This is a genomic window from Chryseobacterium manosquense (assembly GCF_014623485.1).
GTDB lineage: Bacteria > Bacteroidota > Bacteroidia > Flavobacteriales > Weeksellaceae > Kaistella > Kaistella haifensis.
In genome coordinates this window covers 2763760-2785120 of record NZ_CP060203.1, presented here as the reverse complement: position 1 = coordinate 2785120, position 21361 = coordinate 2763760, and the positions used below count along the sequence as shown (strand labels likewise).

24 protein-coding genes are annotated in these 21361 nt (G+C 38.5%); 12 read left to right on the top strand and 12 right to left on the bottom strand.

Going from position 1 to position 21361, the window contains the following annotated elements; translation table 11 throughout:
* Window positions 1-1065, bottom strand: coding sequence for a PASTA domain-containing protein (locus H0S70_RS13250; RefSeq protein WP_188321121.1), 1065 nt, complete (start codon window positions 1063-1065; stop codon window positions 1-3).
* A gap of 131 nt (window positions 1066-1196) precedes the next feature.
* Here H0S70_RS13250 and H0S70_RS13245 point away from each other — a divergent pair, with 131 nt between their 5' ends.
* The 7 genes from H0S70_RS13245 (at window position 1197) to lnt (ending at window position 7532) form a co-directional block, all read left to right on the top strand.
* Complete coding sequence (locus H0S70_RS13245; RefSeq protein ID WP_123248671.1) at window positions 1197-2054, top strand: YicC/YloC family endoribonuclease; 858 nt, start codon at window positions 1197-1199, stop codon at window positions 2052-2054.
* A 65-nt stretch (window positions 2055-2119) separates the two neighbouring features.
* Window positions 2120-2683 carry a guanylate kinase gene (gmk, locus tag H0S70_RS13240; protein ID WP_188321120.1) on the top strand — a complete coding sequence of 188 codons (564 nt, stop codon included), beginning with the start codon at window positions 2120-2122 and terminating at the stop codon, window positions 2681-2683.
* Entirely contained in the window at window positions 2680-3411 is a 732-nt protein-coding gene (locus H0S70_RS13235; protein WP_188321119.1) for an NAD(P)-binding domain-containing protein, read from the top strand. The genes gmk and H0S70_RS13235 overlap by 4 nt, the downstream gene beginning before the upstream one ends.
* 42 nt (window positions 3412-3453) lie before the next feature.
* Window positions 3454-4020: a pentapeptide repeat-containing protein gene (locus tag H0S70_RS13230; protein ID WP_188321118.1), complete on the top strand. Its 567-nt coding sequence runs from the start codon at window positions 3454-3456 to the stop codon at window positions 4018-4020.
* A gap of 49 nt (window positions 4021-4069) precedes the next feature.
* Window positions 4070-5089, top strand: coding sequence for a quinolinate synthase NadA (gene nadA, locus H0S70_RS13225; RefSeq protein ID WP_123248675.1), 1020 nt, complete (start codon window positions 4070-4072; stop codon window positions 5087-5089).
* A 14-nt stretch (window positions 5090-5103) separates the two neighbouring features.
* A complete protein-coding gene (gene folB, locus H0S70_RS13220; RefSeq protein ID WP_188322254.1) occupies window positions 5104-5463 on the top strand; it encodes a dihydroneopterin aldolase in 360 nt (119 codons plus the stop codon).
* Window positions 5464-5885: 422 nt separating this feature from the next.
* Entirely contained in the window at window positions 5886-7532 is a 1647-nt protein-coding gene (lnt, locus tag H0S70_RS13215) for an apolipoprotein N-acyltransferase (protein ID WP_188321117.1), read from the top strand.
* A gap of 127 nt (window positions 7533-7659) precedes the next feature.
* Here lnt and H0S70_RS13210 read toward each other — a convergent pair whose 3' ends face one another.
* Entirely contained in the window at window positions 7660-9789 is a 2130-nt protein-coding gene (locus H0S70_RS13210) for a helix-turn-helix domain-containing protein (protein ID WP_188321116.1), read from the bottom strand.
* 74 nt (window positions 9790-9863) lie between these two features.
* On the opposite strand from H0S70_RS13210, the gene H0S70_RS13205 reads away from it, so the two are divergent.
* Window positions 9864-10295 carry a hypothetical protein gene (locus H0S70_RS13205; protein WP_188321115.1) on the top strand — a complete coding sequence of 144 codons (432 nt, stop codon included), beginning with the start codon at window positions 9864-9866 and terminating at the stop codon, window positions 10293-10295.
* Between the two features lie 6 nt (window positions 10296-10301).
* Here H0S70_RS13205 and H0S70_RS13200 read toward each other — a convergent pair whose 3' ends face one another.
* From H0S70_RS13200 to H0S70_RS13190, 3 genes are all read right to left on the bottom strand, one after another.
* Window positions 10302-11279 carry a YihY/virulence factor BrkB family protein gene (locus H0S70_RS13200; protein ID WP_188321114.1) on the bottom strand — a complete coding sequence of 326 codons (978 nt, stop codon included), beginning with the start codon at window positions 11277-11279 and terminating at the stop codon, window positions 10302-10304.
* 66 nt (window positions 11280-11345) lie between these two features.
* Window positions 11346-11756 (bottom strand): hypothetical protein, encoded by a 411-nt coding sequence (locus H0S70_RS13195; RefSeq protein ID WP_188321113.1) that lies wholly within the window; start codon window positions 11754-11756, stop codon window positions 11346-11348.
* Window positions 11757-11925: 169 nt separating this feature from the next.
* Window positions 11926-12468, bottom strand: a complete 543-nt coding sequence (locus H0S70_RS13190) for a gamma carbonic anhydrase family protein (protein WP_188321112.1) — start codon at window positions 12466-12468, stop codon at window positions 11926-11928.
* A 152-nt stretch (window positions 12469-12620) separates the two neighbouring features.
* On the opposite strand from H0S70_RS13190, the gene H0S70_RS13185 reads away from it, so the two are divergent.
* The 3 genes from H0S70_RS13185 (at window position 12621) to hemH (ending at window position 15130) form a co-directional block, all read left to right on the top strand.
* On the top strand, window positions 12621-13499 hold the full coding sequence (locus H0S70_RS13185) for a NifU family protein (protein ID WP_188321111.1): 879 nt from the start codon (window positions 12621-12623) through the stop codon (window positions 13497-13499).
* Window positions 13500-13610: 111 nt separating this feature from the next.
* The gene (locus H0S70_RS13180) at window positions 13611-14018 is read left to right on the top strand and encodes a GxxExxY protein (protein WP_123248695.1); all 408 of its coding nucleotides are present in this window, start codon (window positions 13611-13613) and stop codon (window positions 14016-14018) included.
* An 83-nt stretch (window positions 14019-14101) separates the two neighbouring features.
* A complete protein-coding gene (gene hemH, locus H0S70_RS13175) occupies window positions 14102-15130 on the top strand; it encodes a ferrochelatase (protein ID WP_188321110.1) in 1029 nt (342 codons plus the stop codon).
* A gap of 1 nt (window position 15131) precedes the next feature.
* Here hemH and H0S70_RS13170 read toward each other — a convergent pair whose 3' ends face one another.
* Window positions 15132-16343: a type IX secretion system plug protein gene (locus H0S70_RS13170; protein ID WP_188322253.1), complete on the bottom strand. Its 1212-nt coding sequence runs from the start codon at window positions 16341-16343 to the stop codon at window positions 15132-15134.
* Window positions 16344-16437: 94 nt separating this feature from the next.
* On the opposite strand from H0S70_RS13170, the gene H0S70_RS13165 reads away from it, so the two are divergent.
* Window positions 16438-17076 (top strand): MBL fold metallo-hydrolase, encoded by a 639-nt coding sequence (locus H0S70_RS13165; protein ID WP_188321109.1) that lies wholly within the window; start codon window positions 16438-16440, stop codon window positions 17074-17076.
* A 43-nt stretch (window positions 17077-17119) separates the two neighbouring features.
* On the opposite strand, the gene H0S70_RS13160 is transcribed toward H0S70_RS13165, so the two are convergent.
* The 6 genes from H0S70_RS13160 to aroC all read right to left on the bottom strand — a co-directional run bounded on the left by H0S70_RS13160 (window position 17120) and on the right by aroC (window position 21341).
* The gene (locus tag H0S70_RS13160; protein ID WP_123248699.1) at window positions 17120-17677 is read right to left on the bottom strand and encodes a thioredoxin family protein; all 558 of its coding nucleotides are present in this window, start codon (window positions 17675-17677) and stop codon (window positions 17120-17122) included.
* Between the two features lies 1 nt (window position 17678).
* The gene (gene miaA, locus H0S70_RS13155) at window positions 17679-18596 is read right to left on the bottom strand and encodes a tRNA (adenosine(37)-N6)-dimethylallyltransferase MiaA (protein WP_188321108.1); all 918 of its coding nucleotides are present in this window, start codon (window positions 18594-18596) and stop codon (window positions 17679-17681) included.
* Between the two features lie 115 nt (window positions 18597-18711).
* Entirely contained in the window at window positions 18712-19050 is a 339-nt protein-coding gene (locus H0S70_RS13150; RefSeq protein WP_123248701.1) for a DUF1232 domain-containing protein, read from the bottom strand.
* Window positions 19051-19124: 74 nt separating this feature from the next.
* A complete protein-coding gene (locus tag H0S70_RS13145) occupies window positions 19125-19676 on the bottom strand; it encodes a TlpA family protein disulfide reductase (protein ID WP_188321107.1) in 552 nt (183 codons plus the stop codon).
* A gap of 1 nt (window position 19677) precedes the next feature.
* Entirely contained in the window at window positions 19678-20238 is a 561-nt protein-coding gene (locus H0S70_RS13140) for a thioredoxin family protein (RefSeq protein WP_031501393.1), read from the bottom strand.
* Between the two features lie 41 nt (window positions 20239-20279).
* Complete coding sequence (gene aroC, locus H0S70_RS13135; RefSeq protein WP_188321106.1) at window positions 20280-21341, bottom strand: chorismate synthase; 1062 nt, start codon at window positions 21339-21341, stop codon at window positions 20280-20282.
* Window positions 21342-21361 lie beyond the last annotated feature (20 nt).

The following is a 21361-nucleotide window of genomic DNA, read 5'->3' as shown; positions in this document are numbered from 1 at the left end:
CTATTCAACGATTACCTTTTTGGCCTTGGGTTTTTCCGCCGGCTTCACCGCAGTGTTGGTCTTCGGTGTGGAACTGTTGGTGGTAGTCGTTTTAGGTTTAGGTTCAGTACTGGTTTTCTCAGTATTTGTTTTTGGAGTTTCCGCCTTTGGCGCTTCCGTTTTTGGAGTTTCCGCTTTTGGCGTTGATTTCTTAGGTTCTGAAATTCTCGGTGCAGGTTCCACATAAACCGGTTCGTCATATCGAACAGGAGGAACCGTGGTATCAATTTTTACACGATAAATGCTGTTCAATTGATTAATCTTAGCACCCATTTGCGCCGGTGTTTTTTTACTGGCCCAAATATCAATCTGCATCCCCTGATCCCGAACATCGAAAGAAGCCGGATCTTGGTAATAAACGATATCGGATTCGTCTTGTCCGCCGTCTTCATGCTCTACCAATCCTACTTCGAACAGATTTTGAGCAATAATCGCTTTGGCTTCCTGAACGGTTAATCCTACCAAATTCGGCACGGTAATATTTCTTTTCGGTCCTGCTCCAATCACCAAATCAATGGTTGAAAATCTTGGCAACAATGTTCCGGGTTTCAAAGTGGTGCCATTGAACATCATTCTGATGACCGCATCACGCTGAATGCTTGGTTCAAAAATAGTATCACCAACTTTCAATCCAACCTGCTCCAATTGTCTGAACGCCAAACCTTTGTATCGATCGAGCACATCCGGAACGGAAACTTGGGCAAATGTTTTAGGATTTACTTTAAGGATAATGGTTCTGCCATCTTTCACGCGGGAACCCGGCGAAGGATAAATTTGCAATACCTGAAACGGACGGTATTTTGGTTCGAATTTACCACTATCTACCTCATAATCCAATCCTGAATCATCCAGAATACGGATCGCATCATGAACCGATTTATTCACCACATTGGGTACAGCGATTTCTTTGCCGTGATTCGTATGAATCTCCAACCAACGGAAGGTAAGCCAAACCAATCCTGTGAAAACAGCTGCTGCCAGAAGAATATTTACAAGAACTTTCCAGTGGAAAAGCGATTTTAGCATATTACTTAATCTTTAATGATAGATGCAAAGATATAAAATAATCTTTTCGGAACTCTGCGATTTTTTTACGCTTCTTTTTTTTAATGATAAAAAGTTTGGAAATATTTATCTTTGCCCACTAAAGCAAATCAATGATTTTATCCATGACAGGCTTCGGAAGAAGCGAGGGCGTTTTCGAAGGAAAAAAAATCACCGTCGACATCAAATCCCTCAACAGCAAATCTTTTGATCTGAGCATCAAAATGCCTTTACGGTACAAAGAGAAAGAATTTGAAATCCGAAAGCTGCTCAACGACAACATCCTGCGCGGAAAGGTAGATTGCTATATTAATTTGGAAACCCTGACAGACTCCAATGATGTTAACATTAATCATGATTTGGTGAAGTCCTATATGGACGAATTGAGAATGATATCTGGCGATGGTCCGGATTTCGAATACTTAAAAATGGCCATCAGAATGCCCGAAGCCATTTCCACAAGACCGGATGAGCTGAATGAAAACGAATGGCTGCTGCTCAACGGATTGCTCCATAATGCATTGGAAAAATTCAACAATTTCCGAAAAACAGAGGGCCAGAATCTGCAGGAGGAATTGAAACGCAATATCCAAAATATCGAAAACAATCTTGCTATGGTGGTTCCCTACGAAGGAATCCGCATAGAAACCATCAAAGAAAAATACCGTGCTACCCTGAAAGATTTCGACACCATCGACGAAACCAGGTTCTACCAGGAAATGGCGTATTTCACCGAGAAGCTGGATATTTCGGAAGAGAAAGTAAGACTCGCGCAACACCTAAAATACTACCAAGAGGTAATGCAGGATGAAGATTTCAACGGAAAAAAACTCGGATTTATTTGCCAGGAAATCGGCAGGGAAATCAATACTTTAGGTTCGAAAGCCAACCACGCCGAAATACAAAAACTGGTAGTGATGATGAAAGACGACCTCGAAAAAATCAAAGAACAAACCCTTAATGTATTGTAGAATTTAGGTTTTAGAAGTTAGAAATTAGATTCTAACTTCTAACTTCTAACTTCTAACTTCTAACTATGAATAAAGTCATCATCTTTTCAGCTCCTTCAGGAAGTGGCAAAACCACTTTGGTAAAGCATTGCCTGGAACAATTTCCGGAACTGGCTTTTTCGGTTTCCTGTACCACCAGAAATCCACGCGGCACCGAACAAAACGGCATCGATTACCACTTCATCACACCAGATGAATTCAGACAAAAAATTTCCGAAAATGCCTTCGTGGAATACGAAGAAGTATATACCGACAAATATTACGGAACCCTGAAATCGGAAGTGGAACGCATCTGGAACAAAGGCAAAACGGTAATTTTCGATGTGGATGTACAGGGTGGAATTTCCCTTAAAAAATATTTCGGTGATCAGGCGCGTTCGATTTTCATCATGCCACCATCCATCGAAGAACTGGAACGCAGACTGGTTTCCAGAGCCACTGATGACGCGGAAACCATCCGAACAAGAGTGGAAAAAGCATCCGAAGAAATGACATATAAAGATCAGTTTGATGAAATCGTGGTGAACAGTGATTTGGATGAAGCCAAAACTTCGGTGCAACAGATCCTGAATAATTTTCTGCACCAATGAAAATTGCCATTATCGGCGGCGGATGGGTAGGAAAAAGACTTGCCAAGTACCTTACTGAAAGAAATCACCACGTCATCGTGACCACCACTACTCCCGATAAAATCACGGAGTTGAAAACGGTAGCTGCAGAAGTACACTTGCTGGATTTCACTGAAGTTTCCGAAACTGATTTTCTGAATGACGCTGAAATAGCCATTTTCAGCATGCCGATTTCCCAAAACAGTTGGCATCAAGGATTCGAAAGCATCAGCAACGTTTTTCCAAAAACAATTCTCTTCAGCTCGACGGGAATCTATCCTCAGCAAAACAGAATTTTTACCGAAAATGACACTGATCATTTACGGGAAGATATTTTAAATTCCGAAATGAAAGTACTGGAAAAATATCCACAAACCATTATCCTACGCCTTGGCGGGTTGATGGGCGATGAGCGATCACTGAAAAACTTTTTTAAAAACAAGACGGTTCCTCGCCCCGAAAAATTGGTCAATTATATTCATTATGAAGACATTTTAGCCTCGATAGACCTACTCCTCCACTCTGATAAACCGGCAGGAATTTATAATCTTGTTGCGCCGGAGCACCCTTCCATGGGCGAAATTTTAAATATCGAAGATAAAAACACAATGTTTAAAACAGACCTGCCGTTACAAAGGATTATTTCTTCAGAACTTTTCGTTCACGAATTTGGTTATACTTTTATCCATCCGAATCCGAAATGTTTTTAATTAAAAATTTTAAATAAAAGAAACGGAGAAAATAATTGATCAATGAACACACTTTCCGACGAAACTTTCAGTAAAAAAGATTTCACAAAAAATCCTTTGGAAATTGGTGAATACGAGAATTGTGTTTTCGAGAACTGCATTTTTTATGCAAGCAGACTGAGCGGAATTTCATTTTCAAACTGCGAGTTTAATGACTGCGATTTGAGTTTGATCATCATCGAGAAAACTGCCTTTCGGGACGTACATTTCAACGATTGTAAAATAATTGGTGTCGATTTTGAGCCGGCAAACGATTTCGGTCTGCGTTTCCATTTTAAAAATTGCAACCTTACACATTCCATTTTCTTTAACAAAGACCTTAGGAAAACGGTTTTCGATCATTGCATCCTTCATGAAACTGATTTTACCCAAGCAAATCTCATGGAAAGTTCATTCAAACATTCTGACCTTTCGGGCAGCGTTTTTGATCAAACCCATCTAGAAAAAGCTGATTTCACCGAAGCATTGAATTTCAGAATTATTCCGGAAAACAACTTTCTGCAAAAAGCCAAATTTTCGCAACACCACCTTTCCGGATTGCTGTCGCACCTCGGAATCGAAATTTCATAATCCGTTTCGATGAAATTTACTATTTTTAACCCTTATTAAATTTATTACAATGAGTACAGAAACTTTAGATAAAGCCAAAGCAAACCTTCCGGTAAGAGGTTTTTTGAATATTGAAGACATCAAAATTCCACAAGGCGAGGAATTGAAACAGGCGATTCTCGACCTTAAAAAAGAGAAAAACGCCGTAATCCTCGCACATTATTACCAACCTGCCGAAATCCAGGATATCGCGGATTTCTTGGGAGATTCTCTACAATTGGCACGTCAGGCAAAAGATACCGATGCGGATATGATCGCCTTTTGTGGGGTACATTTCATGGCGGAAGCAGCAAAAATCCTGAACCCTACTAAAAAAGTAGTTTTACCGGATACTCAGGCCGGATGCTCCCTTGCAGATGGTTGCAGCGGTGAAGGGCTACGCAAAATGCGTGAGCAATATCCGGATGCACTTATTGCGACGTACATCAACTGTAACGCGGAAACCAAGGCAGAATCCGACATCATTGTAACGAGTTCCAATGCGGAAACCATCATCGAAGCCTTGCCACAAGACCGCCCGATTATTTTCGCTCCGGATAAAAATTTAGGTAGATATCTCTCTAAGAAAACAGGTCGTGACATGATTCTTTGGGACGGAAGCTGCATCGTCCACGAAGCTTTTTCAATGGAAAGAATTGCGCAACAATTAGCCGAAAACCCTGATGCTAAACTCATTGCCCACCCGGAATCTGAAACTCCGGTATTGGATCTGGCGCATTTCATCGGCTCTACTTCTGCTCTGTTGAACTTTGTGGAAAAAGATGACTCACAGAAATTTATTGTAGCCACCGAAGAAGGGATTCTGCACGAAATGAAAAAACGAGCACCTCAAAAAGAACTTATTCCCGCGTTGGTTTTCGATGAAAGCTGCAACTGCTCGGAATGCTTCTACATGAAGCGCAATACGATGGAGAAACTGTACCTGTGCATGAAATACGAACTTCCGGAAATTTTGATCGATGAAGAGCTTCGCCTAAAGGCCTTGAAACCAATCGAGGCGATGCTGGAAATGAGTAAAACGATCAAATAAAATCGTACTTGTACATAATAATGAAAATTTACCTCGAAAACATAAAAATCTATGCGTATCACGGTGTTCTGCCGGAGGAAAATATCATTGGAACTTCTTATTTGGTCAATGCCGAATTCCATGCGGACCTTTGGAAAGCCACAGAAACCGATGATTTGAATGACACCATCAGTTACGCCGATTTGAATGAGATTATTCATGATGAAATGGCGGTTCCGAGCAAACTTTTGGAGCATGTCGCAGGAAGAATCATCAAAAAAATCCACGAAAAATTTCCGCAGATTTCTTTTATTAAAATTAAAATCACCAAAACGTCTCCGCCGATGAAAGGTGAAATGCACGGCGCAAGTGTGGAGTTTGAAAAAACATTCTAAAAAACCTTTCTAATCTTAGGGAAACATCAATAGAAGCGGGCTTTAGCCCGCTTAATTTTTGAACAATTTGATCGCTTTATTCTAATTTTAAAATTCATTCCACCAAACCCTTCCTTGAATCTAGATCCTCGATTACTCCAATAAAAATTTAAAATAAGCGACATTAGTTCCTTTAATAACAAAACTAAAAACGACTTAGGAGATTTTTGCGTGAAGAAAATTTTTAATTATTTCGTAAAAAGATCCCGGTCTTGAATTTTTGGTTCTTTTGTTTCAAGACAAAAGAACATGAAAACTATTTAAAAAGTAATTAAAAGTGAACTTCATCCCTTCAATCCAGTCCTAATCCCCCAAATATTTTCAGTAAATTTGCGAGGGAAGAAATAATCTCCAAACAAACCGACCAAGATTAAAAAAGTTCTATGAAATACGTCATACTCTCTTTGTTTTCTGCCCTGCTTCTGAGCATTTCCTGGCCTACTTACGGCATTCCGTTTTTTATTTTTTTCGCTCTGGTTCCTCTCTTAATCATGGAACACGACATTTCGAAGTTTTCGAAGGTTAAAAACAAAGGAAGTCTCATTTTCGCGCTTTCATACTTGTGTTTTGTGATTTGGAATATCGTAACCACCGGTTGGCTTTATGGCTCCAAAAACCCGGATGGCAGTCATTCTATTTTGGCGGTAGCGATTCCTGTGGTCGTGAATTCGTTGCTGTATTCCTTAGTTTTCCAACTTTATCATTGGTACAAAAAAATTCAGGGAACGTATTTCGGTTTGGTATTTTTTGTAGCGATATGGATGGCTTTCGAGAAATTCCACCTCAGCTGGGAACTCACTTGGCCTTGGCTGAATCTGGGAAATGTTTTTGCTGATTACCCAAAACTGATTCAATGGTACGACACCTTGGGAGCAACAGGAGGAAGTTTCTGGATTTTATTGATTAATGTGTACGCATTTTATACGTTAAGAATTTGGGAAGCCGGAAGAAAAAGAAAATCATTGGTCATCAACGCCGCAATTTTCGCTGCAGCAATCGCCCTTCCGATGCTGATTTCCACGATGAAATATCAGAATTTCGATGAAAAACCCATCGGCTCGGTAAATGTTTTAATGCTTCAACCCGACCTGGATCCGTATAACGAGAAATATTCGAAAGACAGTTTAACGATTTTAAATGAATTGTTGACTTTAGCCGAAGAAAACTCTCCGAAGATCAATCAAGCCAACCCCATTGATTATTACATCGGTCCGGAAACTTCGATTCCCGGTTATGGTTCGATTTCCGAAAGCGGTTTTGAGCAAAGCACTTTGCTTAATACGGTGAAAAGCTTCCTCGCCCAACATCCGAAATCCATTTTCACTACCGGTATTTCTTCGCATCAATTTTATAAAGATCCCGCTAAAAAATCGGAAACAGCTTATCAAACCGCGGACGGAACGTATGTGGACAGCTATAATTCTGCAGTACAAATCATTCCGAACCAAAAAGTGCAGGTTTACCACAAAGGAAAATTGGTACCGGGCGTCGAGATTTTCCCATACATACATGTGTTGAAGCCCATTCTCGGAGATGCCATGCTGAATCTCGGCGGCACGATTGCTTCCCTCGGAATCGATAAAGAAAGGAAAGTCTTCAGCAATCCTTTCAATAAAGGAAAAATTGCTCCTGTCATTTGCTACGAAAGTATTTACGGAGAGTACGTGACGGAATATGTGAAAAATGGAGCCAATTTTCTTGGCATCATGACCAACGATTCTTGGTGGGGCGTCACACAAGGTCATCAACAGCTGATGGCATACGCCAAACTCCGCGCGATAGAAACCCGACGGGAAATTGCGAGAGCAGCCAATAGTGGAATTTCTGCCCACATCAACGCGAGAGGCGATGTGATGGCGGATACGCTGTACGGTGACAGAACTGCATTGTTTGCGAAAGTGAATCTTTATGATAAAATGACATTCTACACACGCTCCGGCGATTTGCTGACGAGAATTTCAATTTTTGTTTTAGGATTTTTGGTTTTCTACACGATGATTAAGCAATTTCAAAACCGAAAGAAAGCGTAAAATGTTTCTCGCTGATTCTGCTGATTACTATTACATTAGAAAAACTCTCGCGGATTATACTGATTGCGCTGATTTTTATCCTATTAAAAAAATCTGCGGTATTGGCTAAATCTGCGAGAAACACAAATCATTTCTTTTCCGATTTCTTATAATTAAAATGATTGAGTAGCAAACGAATTTCATTGAATTCAAAATCGTTGGGAAGTACTTTTTTCCATTCTGTTAAGGTTTCGTGGTCGCTGTTTTTCTTGAATTCTTTTTCAAAAAGTTTTATCTTTTCTTTATCGAAAACTCTGGTGAGATCGAGCAATCCCCTTTCTGCAAATTTTGCGAGATGTCCGTAAATCGTTTCGGTGACCAAACCTCTTTCTTTACCAATTTCGGGGATGGTTTTTCCTTCTTCAAAAAGCTGAAAAGTAAGAATATGAGACGGAACTTTGGCGATTTTGGTCGTCACTTCCACTTCATTTTCTTTATCGAAAAGCGGAGTCTCCAACAAATAAACTTGCTTTAGATCATTTAAGTAATCTTCCAAATCATCCAAAAATAATCGGAAATCTTCATTGTATTGTTTTAAACCTTTTACGCCTTTTGTTTCGGCATAAAAATCTTTCAATGGCGCAAAAATTTTAGCATTTACATTCGTGAAAAAGAAATTCACCGCTCCTTTTGCTTTGGACTCAATTTCGTTCCATTCTTCGTTTCCTTCAATGAATTTTCGGGTTTTCTGTTGAATAATCTTTTCAAATTTCGCGAAAACATCTGCCAATTTTGCGGCTTCAGGTTTGATGCCTTGGTAAAGGAATTTCACTTGGTCTTTATCGGTGAGTTTCGCATGTTTGGCGGTATTATTCCACATTTCCAAAGCGGGAAGAATCCAACTGCAATCAAGGCGATTGATGATTTTCCTGATGCTGTAATCGTATTTTTCGGTGCTTAAAATTTCATCAATTCGGTTGTTCGCATGCGTTTCGTCTTGAAATTGGGCAACCCTGCGATCCGAGAAAATAACTTCGGGCGTGATTTTAGACTTTAAAACAATCCCTTCCAAAGTTCGGCAACGCGACAGGGCGACATAAACCTGGCCCGACGCAAAAGATTTACCGGCATCGATGATCAAACGATCGAAAGTTAGTCCCTGAGATTTATGAATCGTGACCGCCCAAGCCAAGCGAATGGGATACTGTTTGAAACTTCCCAAAACCTCTTCTTTAATGCTTTTGTCTTCATCCAAAGAGTACTTTTTCTGTTCCCAGGTTTCTTTTTTGAGGGTATAAATTTCATCTTCCCCATCGATGATGACGCGGATTTCCTGGTCATCAACCCCAACCACTTCTGCCAATTTCCCGTTGAAATACCGCTTTTCGCCACTCGCATCGTTACGGATAAACATAATTTGCGCACCGGTTTTCAACTCTAATTTTTCATCATTCGGATATTGGTTTTCATTAAAATTACCAATGATTTCTGCTTGATAAACTTTCGGTTTTCCGGGAAGTTCAGCCAATTTTTTCTGGTTGATTTCGTCCGCCATTTTGTTGTGCGAAGTCAGATAGACATAAGATTCGGTGGTTGGTTCAAAATCCGGGAGGTATCTTTTATTTAAGGTTTCAAAATCGATATCGCCGATTTCTCCGTCACGTATTTCATTTAAAATTTCAAGAAACTTTTCATCTTTCTGCCGATACACGGTGGTGAGTTCCAAAGTGATCAAAGGCAATTGACTGAGCGCAAGACTATCAAAGAAAAATGGGGAATTATAGTATTGTTTCAACACATTTTCATCTCGAACAACCGGCGGAAGCTGATATAAATCTCCGATGAAAAGCATCTGCACACCACCGAATTTCTGTTGGTTTCTTCGCACATGCCTTAAAGAAAAATCCATCATATCCAAAACATCGGCACGCAACATGGAAACCTCATCAATAATAATCATTTCGATCTCGCGAAGAAGTTTCAGTTTGTCTTTTCTATATTTGAAATGATGCATGAGGTCGGCGATGTTATTGGCAATATTGCTATCGACCCGATCCGTGGTGGGAAGGAAAGTGCGCAAAGGCAGCCCAAACATGGAATGAATGGTAACTCCTCCTGCATTAATTGCAGCAATTCCTGTGGGCGCAACCACGATATATTTTTTGCGGGTTTTACTCACAAAATCGTTCAGGAAGGTGGTTTTCCCGGTTCCGGCTTTCCCGGTGAGAAATATACTGCGGTTAGTATGTTCAACTAAATTGAAGAGAGATTCATTCATCAGTCAAAATTAATTAAATAAAAAATAAAGGCCTTATTTTTGATTCAGAAAAACAATCAAAAAAAAATTCTGATATGAAAATTTATTCCTTAATGGTGTTCGCTTTATTGGCAACGGCATCTTGCAAAACAAAACAATCGGTGGACAATTTGCCGAAAGACATCACCCTGAAACCCATCAATGAAGCTGAAAACGACAAAGAGATGATACAAGAATTGCGTATGCAAATCGATTCCCTATCCAAAAGTGTCGCTTGCACGGATCCGGCGGATTGGCGAATTGCTCCTGCTGGTGCAAAATCCTGTGGTGGACCTGGTTTTTATTTAACCTATCATAAAAATGTAGAAAATGAAATCCTACCCATGATACAAAAATATACCAACATGAGTACTGCTTTTAATAAAAAATACGGTTTGATGTCGGATTGCGCAATGGTGCAACCACCGACCGGAATTCGCTGTGAAGACAACAAAGCTGTTCCCATATACGGAAGCGGAGGAATTTAAAGCTACTTAAATAGAGGAATCGTGGATTTTTTTGGAATCTGAATCAATGATGATTGTCTTTTGGACATTAGGACTTAAAGTTACTTCAGCATCTTGGTGAGTAATTGCCCATTTGGCATGTGCGGAAGGCTTGATTTCAAGTCCGTTCCTTTTGCTGTACACTTTGGTAAAAATGGCACCTATAAAAATCAGTTGACAAGTATAATTGATCCACATCATTATTAAAATCACCGATCCTGCACCTCCAAATGCGGAGGTAGGTTTAAACGATTCAAAATAATAGGTAAGCAAATATTTTCCTAAAGTGAAAAGTAGAGAGGTGAAAAACGCACCCGACCACACTGATTTCCATGGAATTTCAGCATCAGGTAAAACTTTGAACATCAGCGCAAAAAGCAGCGTCGTCACAATAAATCCAATGACAATATTAGCAACATAAACCAGCTCAAATGTAGACAAGCCGAATTGTGAAATCACCCAATTATTCAACAAACCGATTAGGGTGGAAAGCAAGAAAGTGATTAAAAGCAAAAACCCAATGATGAGAATCATACTGAGCGAACTCGCCCGATCGAGAATATATTTTTGCCAGGCTTTTTTCGGTGTCGCCTCCACATCCCAAAGCTTGTTTAATGATTTTTGAAGCTGAAAAAACAAAGTGGTAGAACCGAAAACCAAAGATGCAATCCCGACGACTTTCATCCAGAAGCTTTTTTTATCCACCATCGCATTTACAATCATTTCCTGCACACTTTTGGCAGCATCGCGCCCCATCATTCCATCGATTTGGCGCGTCACCTGACCACGAATAGCTTCTTCGCCAAAGAAAATTCCTGCAACCCAGATGATGATAATTAAAAGTCCGGGGATGGAAAATATAGCGTAATAAGCCAGAGAAGCTGAATCGGTACCTAAATCTCGGGACGAAAAATCCTTGTAAGTATCTTTCATGGTTTGCCACAATTCTTTAAGTTTCAGCTTCATCTTTGTTATTTTAAAGGTTGCTTTTGGCACTCCAAATATTACACCATTTCTTAATTGTGGATTCGTTTATTCGTCCATCAGTTGATATTCCAAAATATTTTCTTTTGATTTTGGAATAAAAATAAATTCGCGGTCGCCCATTTCTAAATATTTTTTTTCTTTGGTAAAACCCAATTTATTTTCTTCAAATTCAAAATGTTGATTCTTTTTTAAAGTGTCTTTAGTTTGAGACTTAAATTCTGAAAGAATATTTTTCTTGTCATTCTCCGAAATTTTTAAAGTAAAAGTTTCATAGGAATCACCAATGGCAAAAGTCGTTTCATGGTTTATAATTTCAAAATCATCTATCAATACAATTTCATATTGTTTTAAAATTTTTTCTGCATCAGACTTATAGAAAAATTTATCCTCAAATTTTAAAAATAATATCGTTAAAAGATAGATTGTAGCCATAATCGACGCAAGCCAAATTCCCATTTTCCTCGATTGTAATTTGGTTCCGATAAAATAGAGAAACCAAAGAAAACCCATGGGGATTACAAACAATATTAAAAAAAAGATCGTAGAAAAAGAAAATCATCCATAAAATTCATTTTTCAAAATTGCAAACCTATGCATGTCTAAGAATTTTCCATTTTTTAACCTTTTAATCATTTAATTTTTCAGTCTCAAAATCGTCCTTGTACCAAGAAGAATATTTCACATAATTATTGGCAATTCTCTCCACTTCACCTTCCAACAACTCGGCAGATATATCTTTGATTTTCTTTGCAGGAATTCCACCCCAAACTTCCCCGGATTTGATGTGAGTCCCCTGTGTAACCACACTTCCAGCGCCAACAATCGAATTGCTTTCGACCACACATTCGTCCATCACAATGGATCCCATTCCGATCAGTACATTATCGTGCAAAGTGCAGCCATGAACAATCGCGTTGTGCCCAATGGAAACACTATTACCGATAACGAGCGGAAATTTTTCATAAGTACAATGAAGCATTGCGTTATCCTGCACATTCACCTTATTTCCCATTTTGATGAAATGTACATCGCCGCGGATCACGGCATTGTACCAAATGCTGCAGTCTTTCTCCATCGTTACATCGCCAATAATGGTTGCCGTTTCTGCTAAAAAAGTATTTTCTCCGATTTGTGGACTTTTGCCGAGAAGTTCTTTTATTAAAGCCATATTATAATCGATTTATTCATTAATATTAAGTTGAAACGTAAGTTTCGATATTTAAAAAAACAAAAATACTGATGATTGACAATGTCTAAAATCTCTTGCCCGATTTCTGATATCTTATCCGTATTTTTGCCTTTCAAATTTAAAGAAATAAAATGAGACAAATATTGATAGAGCCGACCGAAAACCCAAAAGTATTGAAGTTTGTAGCCGACTACAACTTAATTCCGGGTTCATTGGAGCTTGATAGAAATTCAGATATATCGGAAATTCCTTTGGCACAGGAGCTTTTTAATTATCCTTTTGTGGAAAGAATCTTCATCACCGCTAATTTTATTGCTGTAGCAAAACAAGATACGGTGGAATGGGAATTCGTTTCAGAAAATTTAAAAAATGTTATCGAAGACGAATTACTCGCTAATCCGAGAATTTATCTTCAGAAAAAAAGAGAGATGTACCAGATCTATGCGGAAATGACGCCGAATCCCATGGTCATGAAATTCGTTTCAAACAAATTGTTAATCGATGGTTTTGTGGAAGTGAAATCCCGCGAAGAGGCCGATGGAGTTCCATTGGCAGAAGCTATTTTCAATGAATTCGATTTTGCTAAAGAAGTTTTCATTTCCGATAATTTTGTAGCGGTAACCAAAAATGTATCCGTAGAATGGCATGAAGTAATGGTAGCGGTACGCGCTTTCGTAGCAGATTACCTTCAAAATGGTGGTGAAATTTCCAACCTGAAACCTCAGAAACACGAAAGTCCGGTAGAAAGCATCATCAACAGAGATTACACCGAAAACGAACAGAAAATTTCGGACATCCTGAATGAATATGTTGCACCGGCTGTTGAAGGCGATGGTGGAAAAATATCCTTAATCGAATATGTTTCGGAAACCAAAACCGCTAAAATGCTTTTGCAGGGCGCATGCTCCGGATGTCCAAGTTCCACAGCTACCTTGAAAGGAGGTATTGAAAACGTATTGAAACAGTTTCTCCCGGAATTGGTAGAAAATGTGGAAGCCGTAAACGGATAAAAATGTGATCAACCACAAAAGTCACAAAAGTAAAAAGTAATTCTTTTGTTTTTATAAGGAAAAATAAGAACCTCAATTCTTTGTTTCCTTAAAAGTATTTTTTAATAAAAAATGGTTACCCAATCTTATCTTACCGACCTCACGTACCGAATAACTGGCGCTTGTATTGAAGTGCACAAGGAATTGGGGCCTGGTTTATTGGAAAAAGTATATCATGAAGCTTTAAAAGAAGAATTTAAACTAAGGAGTATCGATTTTAAATCTGAAATTCAAGTTGATGTAGTTTACAAGGGCAAAAAATTATTTTGTGATTTTCGATGTGATTTCTTAATTGAGGATCTCATTGTTTTGGAAATAAAATCAGTAAAAAGTTTCGAAGATATTCACCGGGCAAAACTTTTAAATTATATGAATATTCTAAAAGTTCCGAAAGGTGTGTTAATCAATTTTAATGTGAAAAATATATACCACGAAGGTCAGGAAACCATGGTCAATCAATATTATAAAGAATTAATGTAATTTATTTGATCTTTATGGAGAAATAAGTTGCATCTTAAATAATGCTTTTGTGACTTTTGTGGTCAAATTAAAAAATAAATATTTTGTCAAAGAAAGGAATATTACTCGTTAATCTCGGCTCGCCAAAATCTACAGACGTTAAAGACGTTAAAGATTACCTCGATGAATTTTTAATGGATGAAAAAGTGATCGATTACCGATGGTTTTTCCGATCGCTTTTAGTGCAGGGAATCATCCTCAATACACGACCGCCAAAGTCTGCAGCAGCTTATAAAACGGTTTGGACTGATGAAGGATCGCCGCTGATTGTCATTACGCAGAAAATCCAGCGTAAGTTGCAAAAGTTAGTGGAGGTTCCAGTAGAAATCGGGATGCGATACGCTGAACCAAGCATCGAAACCGGCATTCGAAAATTGACAGAACAGGGCGTTACCGAAATTGTTTTGTTCCCGCTATACCCACAATATGCGATGAGCACTACGGAAACGGTGGTTGATAAAGCCGAAGAAGTGCGCAAAAAACACTTCCCACAGGTGAAAATTAATTACGTGCAACCATTTTACAATCGCGATATCTATATTGATTGTCTCACCGAAAGCATCCGCGAGAAACTTCCTGAAAATTTCGATGCGCTGCAGTTTTCTTACCACGGCGTTCCAGAAAGACATATCTACAAAACCGATCCTACAAAAACCTGCAACCTCAACGATTGCTGCTCACGCGAAACCAATCCGAGTCATCAGTTTTGCTACCGCCATCAGTGCTTCAAAACCACTGAATTGGTGATTGAAAAACTTAATATTCCCAAAGAAAAAACGGTCATTTCTTTCCAATCCAGATTGGGAAAAGACAAATGGATGGAGCCATATACCGATGAAACTTTAGAAAACTTGCCTAAAAAAGGAGTGAAAAACCTTGCAATTGTTTGTCCGGCTTTCGTATCCGATTGCCTCGAAACATTAGAAGAAATTTCGGTGGAAGGAAAAGAAGAATTTTTGCATGCAGGAGGTGAAAACTTCCATTACATCCCGTGTTTGAATGATGAAGACCGCTGGATTGATGTGGTGAAAACGCTTTGTGAGGAAAAACTGAATGAATTTTACTTGGTTTAAATTACCGCACCGGAGTTCGAAATTCACCATAACCGATCAGGCCATCGTAATTTCTGCCGAATGGTTGGTAATATAAAAACGCTTGGTACAAATTCTCAGTTTGCCAGAAATTTCCGTTGATTTCCCCGAAATTTAGACGGCCATCTTGGTTTTGTGTTGCGAGAATATAATTGTAAAATCCTTGTTTCAAATAGATTTTTGCGATGTATTTTTTGGCATTTTCATCATAGAACATTTGGTTTTCCTTGCTTGGAACAAAATCGTTGAAACCACCCAAAACATGGATTTTCTTATCTGTTTTTTCAGAATCTAATGCGAAATAAACCCAGGAATAATCGGCTTCGCGATTGGCATCACGCTCAATTCCCAAATCGCTTCGTCGGAAATAAAAAGCGCCATTGACGTCCGGTTGATATTGATAATTGAGCGGAAAAGCCCACACTGGATGCAGGTAAGTATGATTAACTCCGTCCACTGTTTCTGCTCCGGAAACCATATCGAAAGCATGATTCATGTTCTTGTTGTCGAAATAATAAAACTCATTATTCCCCGGAAAAACCAAATTCATTTGTTGAAAAAGAATTCGATTTCCCAATACTGAACTTGGTTTTTGGTTCTGAATTGCAACATTCGGATTGTTATTTTGCAAAATATTTAAACTGACAGAATTGATGTTTTGCAATAGCGAAGTATTGGTTCCAACAACCTGTACTTCAACTCTTTGATTGATTTCCGGACGGCGAGCATCCGAAATTCTGCTAATCGCAACACCCACATTCGCTCCATCTTCCACCACCGAAAAACGCTTGGTAAAAAGCGGTTTATTCTCTGAATCCAGATAAACGATTATCTCAAAATTCCCCGAAATTTTCGGCCGGATTTTATCATTCGGAAACGTCAAGGAATAATGAGTGTACGACTGATTCGTATTGAAAGAATATTCAAATTGATCGATCAAAGCATTGAGACTTCCGGAGGCATATTCGGTGAAAAAAAGTCCGTCTTCCTTCCAGTTTCGGTCGTAATGTTTCAGGGTATATCGATAAATATTGCTTCCGTTGGAAAGATCATCAAACTTTAAAATAAGCTGTTCATTAAAGCAAATCACAGGAGTTTCATCATTCGTTTGTGGATTAAACAATTGAATACTGCGGATATCTTGCCCCAAAACGGAACAAAAAATCATCAAAAAAAGAAAAGGTAAAAATTTCATCACTACGAAAATAACGAAAATAACGACGTTTTGTTGCCACTCACTGCAAATTGTTGTACAAAAGCGTATTTTTGAACTTTCAAAAACATCATTTATGCTTCATATAAAATCCTTTACCTTCAATCCTTTTTCGGAAAACACTTATGTAGTTTTTAATGAAAATAGAAACGCATACCTCATCGATCCGGGAAATTTCACCGATGCTGAAACCACTGCTTTGCAACAATTTATTGAAAACCAAGGGTTAAAAATCCAGAATATTTTGCTCACTCATGCGCACATCGACCATGTATTGGGTTTGCAGAAAATGTATGATTTATACAAAGTTCCGGTATTATTGCACGAAATTGAAAAGGAAATTCTCGACCGAAATCCGATGGATGCGAACCGTTTTGGTTTTTTCTTTAAACCATTTGAAGGTACCATTCAATTTATAAAAGAAAATGAAATCGTGAAACTAGATGAAGATTCCTTGAAAATCCTACACGTTCCAGGACATTCACCGGGAAGTATTGCCTATTATTCGGAAGCTGAAAAGCTGATGATTTCCGGAGATGTGTTGTTCGAAGGTAGTATCGGAAGAACTGATCTTTACAAAGGAAATTATGAACAATTAATCGAAAGTGTTCAAACAAAATTATTCGTATTGGATGACGAAACCAAGGTGTACAGTGGACATGGAAACCCGACCACAACTGGTTTTGAGAAAGCTTACAACCCTTTCTTTAAATAAAAAAACGCATCCGAAGATGCGTTTTTTGTATGTATTCTGAAAATTATTTCCACTTAATTCCGCAACCCATGCTTGGTCTTTGCAGTTCTTCTTGTGGTTCACCTGCGAGCAGATTTTCGAAAGCGATAATTAAATCTTCGCCAGTAACTTCCTTTTGATTTCCCGGTCTGGAATCATCCATTTGTCCGCGGTAAACGAGATCCAGTTTTTCATCGAAGAAGAAGAAATCGGGGGTACAAGCTGCATCATAAGCTTTAGCAATCGCCTGGCTTTCATCAAAAAGATAAGGAAAATCAAATTTTCTTTCCACCTGAAATTCCGCCATTTTCAAAGGTGAATCTGCTGGATATTTTTCGGTATCATTGGAATTGATCGCAATAAATTCTATACCTTTCTCCTGATAATCTTCGTATAATTCCGCGAGTTTATCGATTACATGCAACACAAACGGGCAGTGGTTACACATAAAAATAACGAGGGTTCCCTTTTCGCCTTTCAACTCATCTAGTGTCTGCAATTCATTGGAATGCGAAGGATTTGGAAGTTCGAAAAATGGAGCTTTTGTGCCCAGTTCAAGCATATTGGAAGGAGTATTTGCCATTTTAATTAATTTTAGATTTGATGTTTAAATTACTCAACAAAGATAAGGATTCTTGCACTGAATTTTCAAAATTCACCCAATGGATGTTGGTTTCTTTGCGATACCAAGTCAGTTGTCTTTTGGCAAATCTTCGGGAATTTTTTTTGATTTCTTCCACCGCAAAATCCAAACTCCATTCTCCATCAAAATATCGGAAAAGTTCGGAATATCCGACGGTTTGCAAGGCAATAAGCTTTCGAAAATCAATCAGTGAACGCGCTTCGTCAATCAATCCATTCTCCAACATAACATCCACACGCCGGTTGATTCTTTCATAAATCGTTTCGCGAGGCGCGGAAATCCCGATTCGAATCACTTCAAAATTGCGCTGATTTAGCTGCACAGAAATATTTTCGGTATAAGTTTTTTCGGTTTGCCAAATCACATCGATAGCCCGGAAAAGTCGTCTGGGATTATCTTTATCAACGATATTAAAATATTCGGGATCTAAATTTTCAAGAATTTTTTGTACACTTTCAATGCCTTCTTCGTTGAAAATTTGTTCCAACTTTCTTTGATTTTCTTCATCAGCTTCCGGCAAATCGTTCAATCCTTGAATAACTGCTTTTTCATACATCATACTTCCACCAACCATGATGACCACTTCATTTTTAGTGAATAACTCTTCAATTTTTGCAATCGCTTCCCTTTCGAATTGCCCGATGGAGTAGTAATCTTCCACCGAAAGATTGCCTATAAAATGATGGGTTGCCTGTGCCAATTCTTCGCGAGTTGGCATTGCGGTACCGATTTTCATCTCTCTAAAAAACTGTCGGGAATCGCAGGAAACAATTTCTGTATCGAAATATTTCGCTAATTCAATGGCGAGTTTGGTTTTGCCAATTCCGGTGGTTCCTACGATGGAGATGAGTTTTTTCATTGGTGCAAATTTCCTGATTTTTTTTGAATAAAAAGAACAGCTTGGAAATTCTAGAAAATTTAACAAGAAAAAAGTCGCCATGTTTCCTTAGCGACTTTTAATAAATTAATCATTATTAACTGATGATTTCTGCTTCAGAAATCTGCTTACTATTCTTTAGTTCTGCTTCCCAAGCGACAAATTTTTCAGCTTCGGAAATCAACATCGGAATCGCAAGAGCCAAAAGCGCCAAATCGTCTAAAACTCCGATCACCGGAATCCAATCGGGCAAAATATCCAATGGAGAAATTAGGTAAACGAACACCAAACCGGGAAGAATCACGTTTTTGTATTCAGGTTTATAGCCACCTTTTGACATCACCGATTTCATCATACGTGCAATTACAGGGATTTTTTGAATGAAGCCTTTGTGTTTGAAAGCTTCTTTAGCAAGTGCTATTTTTGATAATTTCATGTTTGTGTTTGATTTTTTAAAATGCTATATATTTTTCAAATTCTATACCACAATTTCGTAATTTCTGTTAAATATTATTTCGTTACATTATCAATAAAATCGTGTACAGATTTGCTGTTCCAATCCTTCGAAGCATCTTCTTTCAGAAGAATTCTTCCGTTTTTGTCGAGTAAAAAAGTGGTTGGGAAAACTTTTGGCAACACATTATTCGAAATCGGACTTTGAGCAATGTAAACCGGAACGGTATAATTATTCTCTTTCAAGAATTTCACCACCGCTGCTTCTTCATCCTGCATTGCAATGAGCACGAAATCTACTTTATCTTTCTTAGTTTCATAGAGTTTTTGAATCGTTGGCCATTCTTCCCGACACGGAGGGCACCAAGTTCCCCAGAAATTCAGAAAAATCAGTTTATTTCCTTTAAAATTTTTCAGATTGGTACTGGCTACATTAATGCCTTTCAACTGAACATCCAAGTCCGAATCCTGCAAAGTAATTGCATTCTCAATCGCGGCAACCGGAAAAAAAAGATCTTTGATTTTCAGTTTAACGGAAGGAAAAAGGTAAAGCACCGCAATAACCGCCGCGGCAATGATATAAAAAAAGTTTTGTCTTAAAAATTTCATCTTAAATTAAATTGATAATTTCTTCGATAGCATCTGCTCCACGGTTTTTCGCATAATATACTTGCAAATCGTTATAAAATTCTTCGCGAGGATACGTTTCCTCATTTTCTTTGAATTTTTTAAGCAATTGCGTTCCGTACTCTGGGCGAGGACCCCAAACATTCTTCACCGAAAAGTCAGAATTAAGCAGTACAATTTTAGGAATGGATTGCGTTCCATTGGTTAAAAACTGATCGATTAAAGACGGATCAGAATCTCTTAAAAAGATCTTTACCTCAATTCCGGCTGCTGCAAAAAACTGAGAAACCGCAGGAACAGTCGCACTTGCATCGCCACACCAAGGTTCCGAAATAATTAAAACTTTTCCATCGAAATTTTTCGATTTCAATTTTTCCAGCATTTCAGGATTTACTTTGAAAGTTTTCAGCGTACGCTCCATTCTTTGCAACCCGAGTTCGTAATAATCTTTATAATGATCGCCTTCCGCAGGGTTTTCGGCCCGTTGTTTTGCTACTTGCATATACTCATCAAAGGTAATTGCATTTTCCCAATATTTTTCCATGTTCTTTTAAATAAAATAGGTTGAACTTTTTGTTTTTGAAATTAAATTCTTCGCAAACGATTAATCAAAAATAAGTCCGCTAGTACAAAAGCGGCCAGGTTTTCCACAATAGGAACTGCTCTTGGCAAAACGCAAGGATCGTGTCTTCCTTTTCCTTGAACCGTGACAGAATTTCCATCTTTATCTACACTTTCTTGAGGCTGCAAAATTGTTGCAATTGGCTTGAAAGCTACCCGAAAATACACATCCATTCCGTTGGAAATTCCCCCTTGTATTCCGCCTGAAAGATTCGTTTTCGTAGAAAAATCGGAATTAAATAAATCGTTGTGCTCCTTGCCGGTCATTTTCGCTCCACAAAAACCGCTTCCGTATTCAAAACCTTTTGCAGCGTTAATGTTCATCATCGCTTTCGCCAATTCTGCTTGCAATTTTCCGAAAACCGGTTCGCCAATTCCAACCGGAAGATTTTTAATCACACAAGTTATTGTTCCGCCAATGGTATTGCCTTCCTTTTTGATTTCTTTAATTCTCGCGATCATTTTTTCGGCAGTTTCGGCATCCGGACAACGAACATCGTTAGAATCGGTTTTAGAAAAATCTAGATCCTGATAAGGTTTTTCACAAAAAATTTCACCGACGGAAGAAACATACGCATTGATTTCCACATTTTCCGGCAAAAGTTGTTTGGCCAAACTTCCTGCTACTACCCAATTTACAGTTTCCCGTGCTGAAGATTTGCCGCCACCGCGAAAATCTCGGATTCCGAATTTTTGATCGTAAGTAAAATCAGCATGACTCGGACGATAAGCTTGAGAAATATGATCGTAATCTTTTGATTTTTGATTTTCGTTTTCTATGGTAAATCCGATCGGCGTTCCAGTAGTTTTTCCATCAAAAATTCCGGACAGAAAGTTCACGGTATCGCTTTCTTTTCGTTGCGTTACAATAGCCGACTGACCGGGTTTTCTGCGATCGAGCTGATGCTGAATCTCATCTAAATCTACCTCCAAACCAGCAGGAAAATTATTAATGATTCCGCCGTAAGCGATTCCGTGGCTTTCGCCAAAGGTAGAAAGGTTAAGAAAATTTCCTAAATTGAACATGATACAAAGTTAATTAAAAG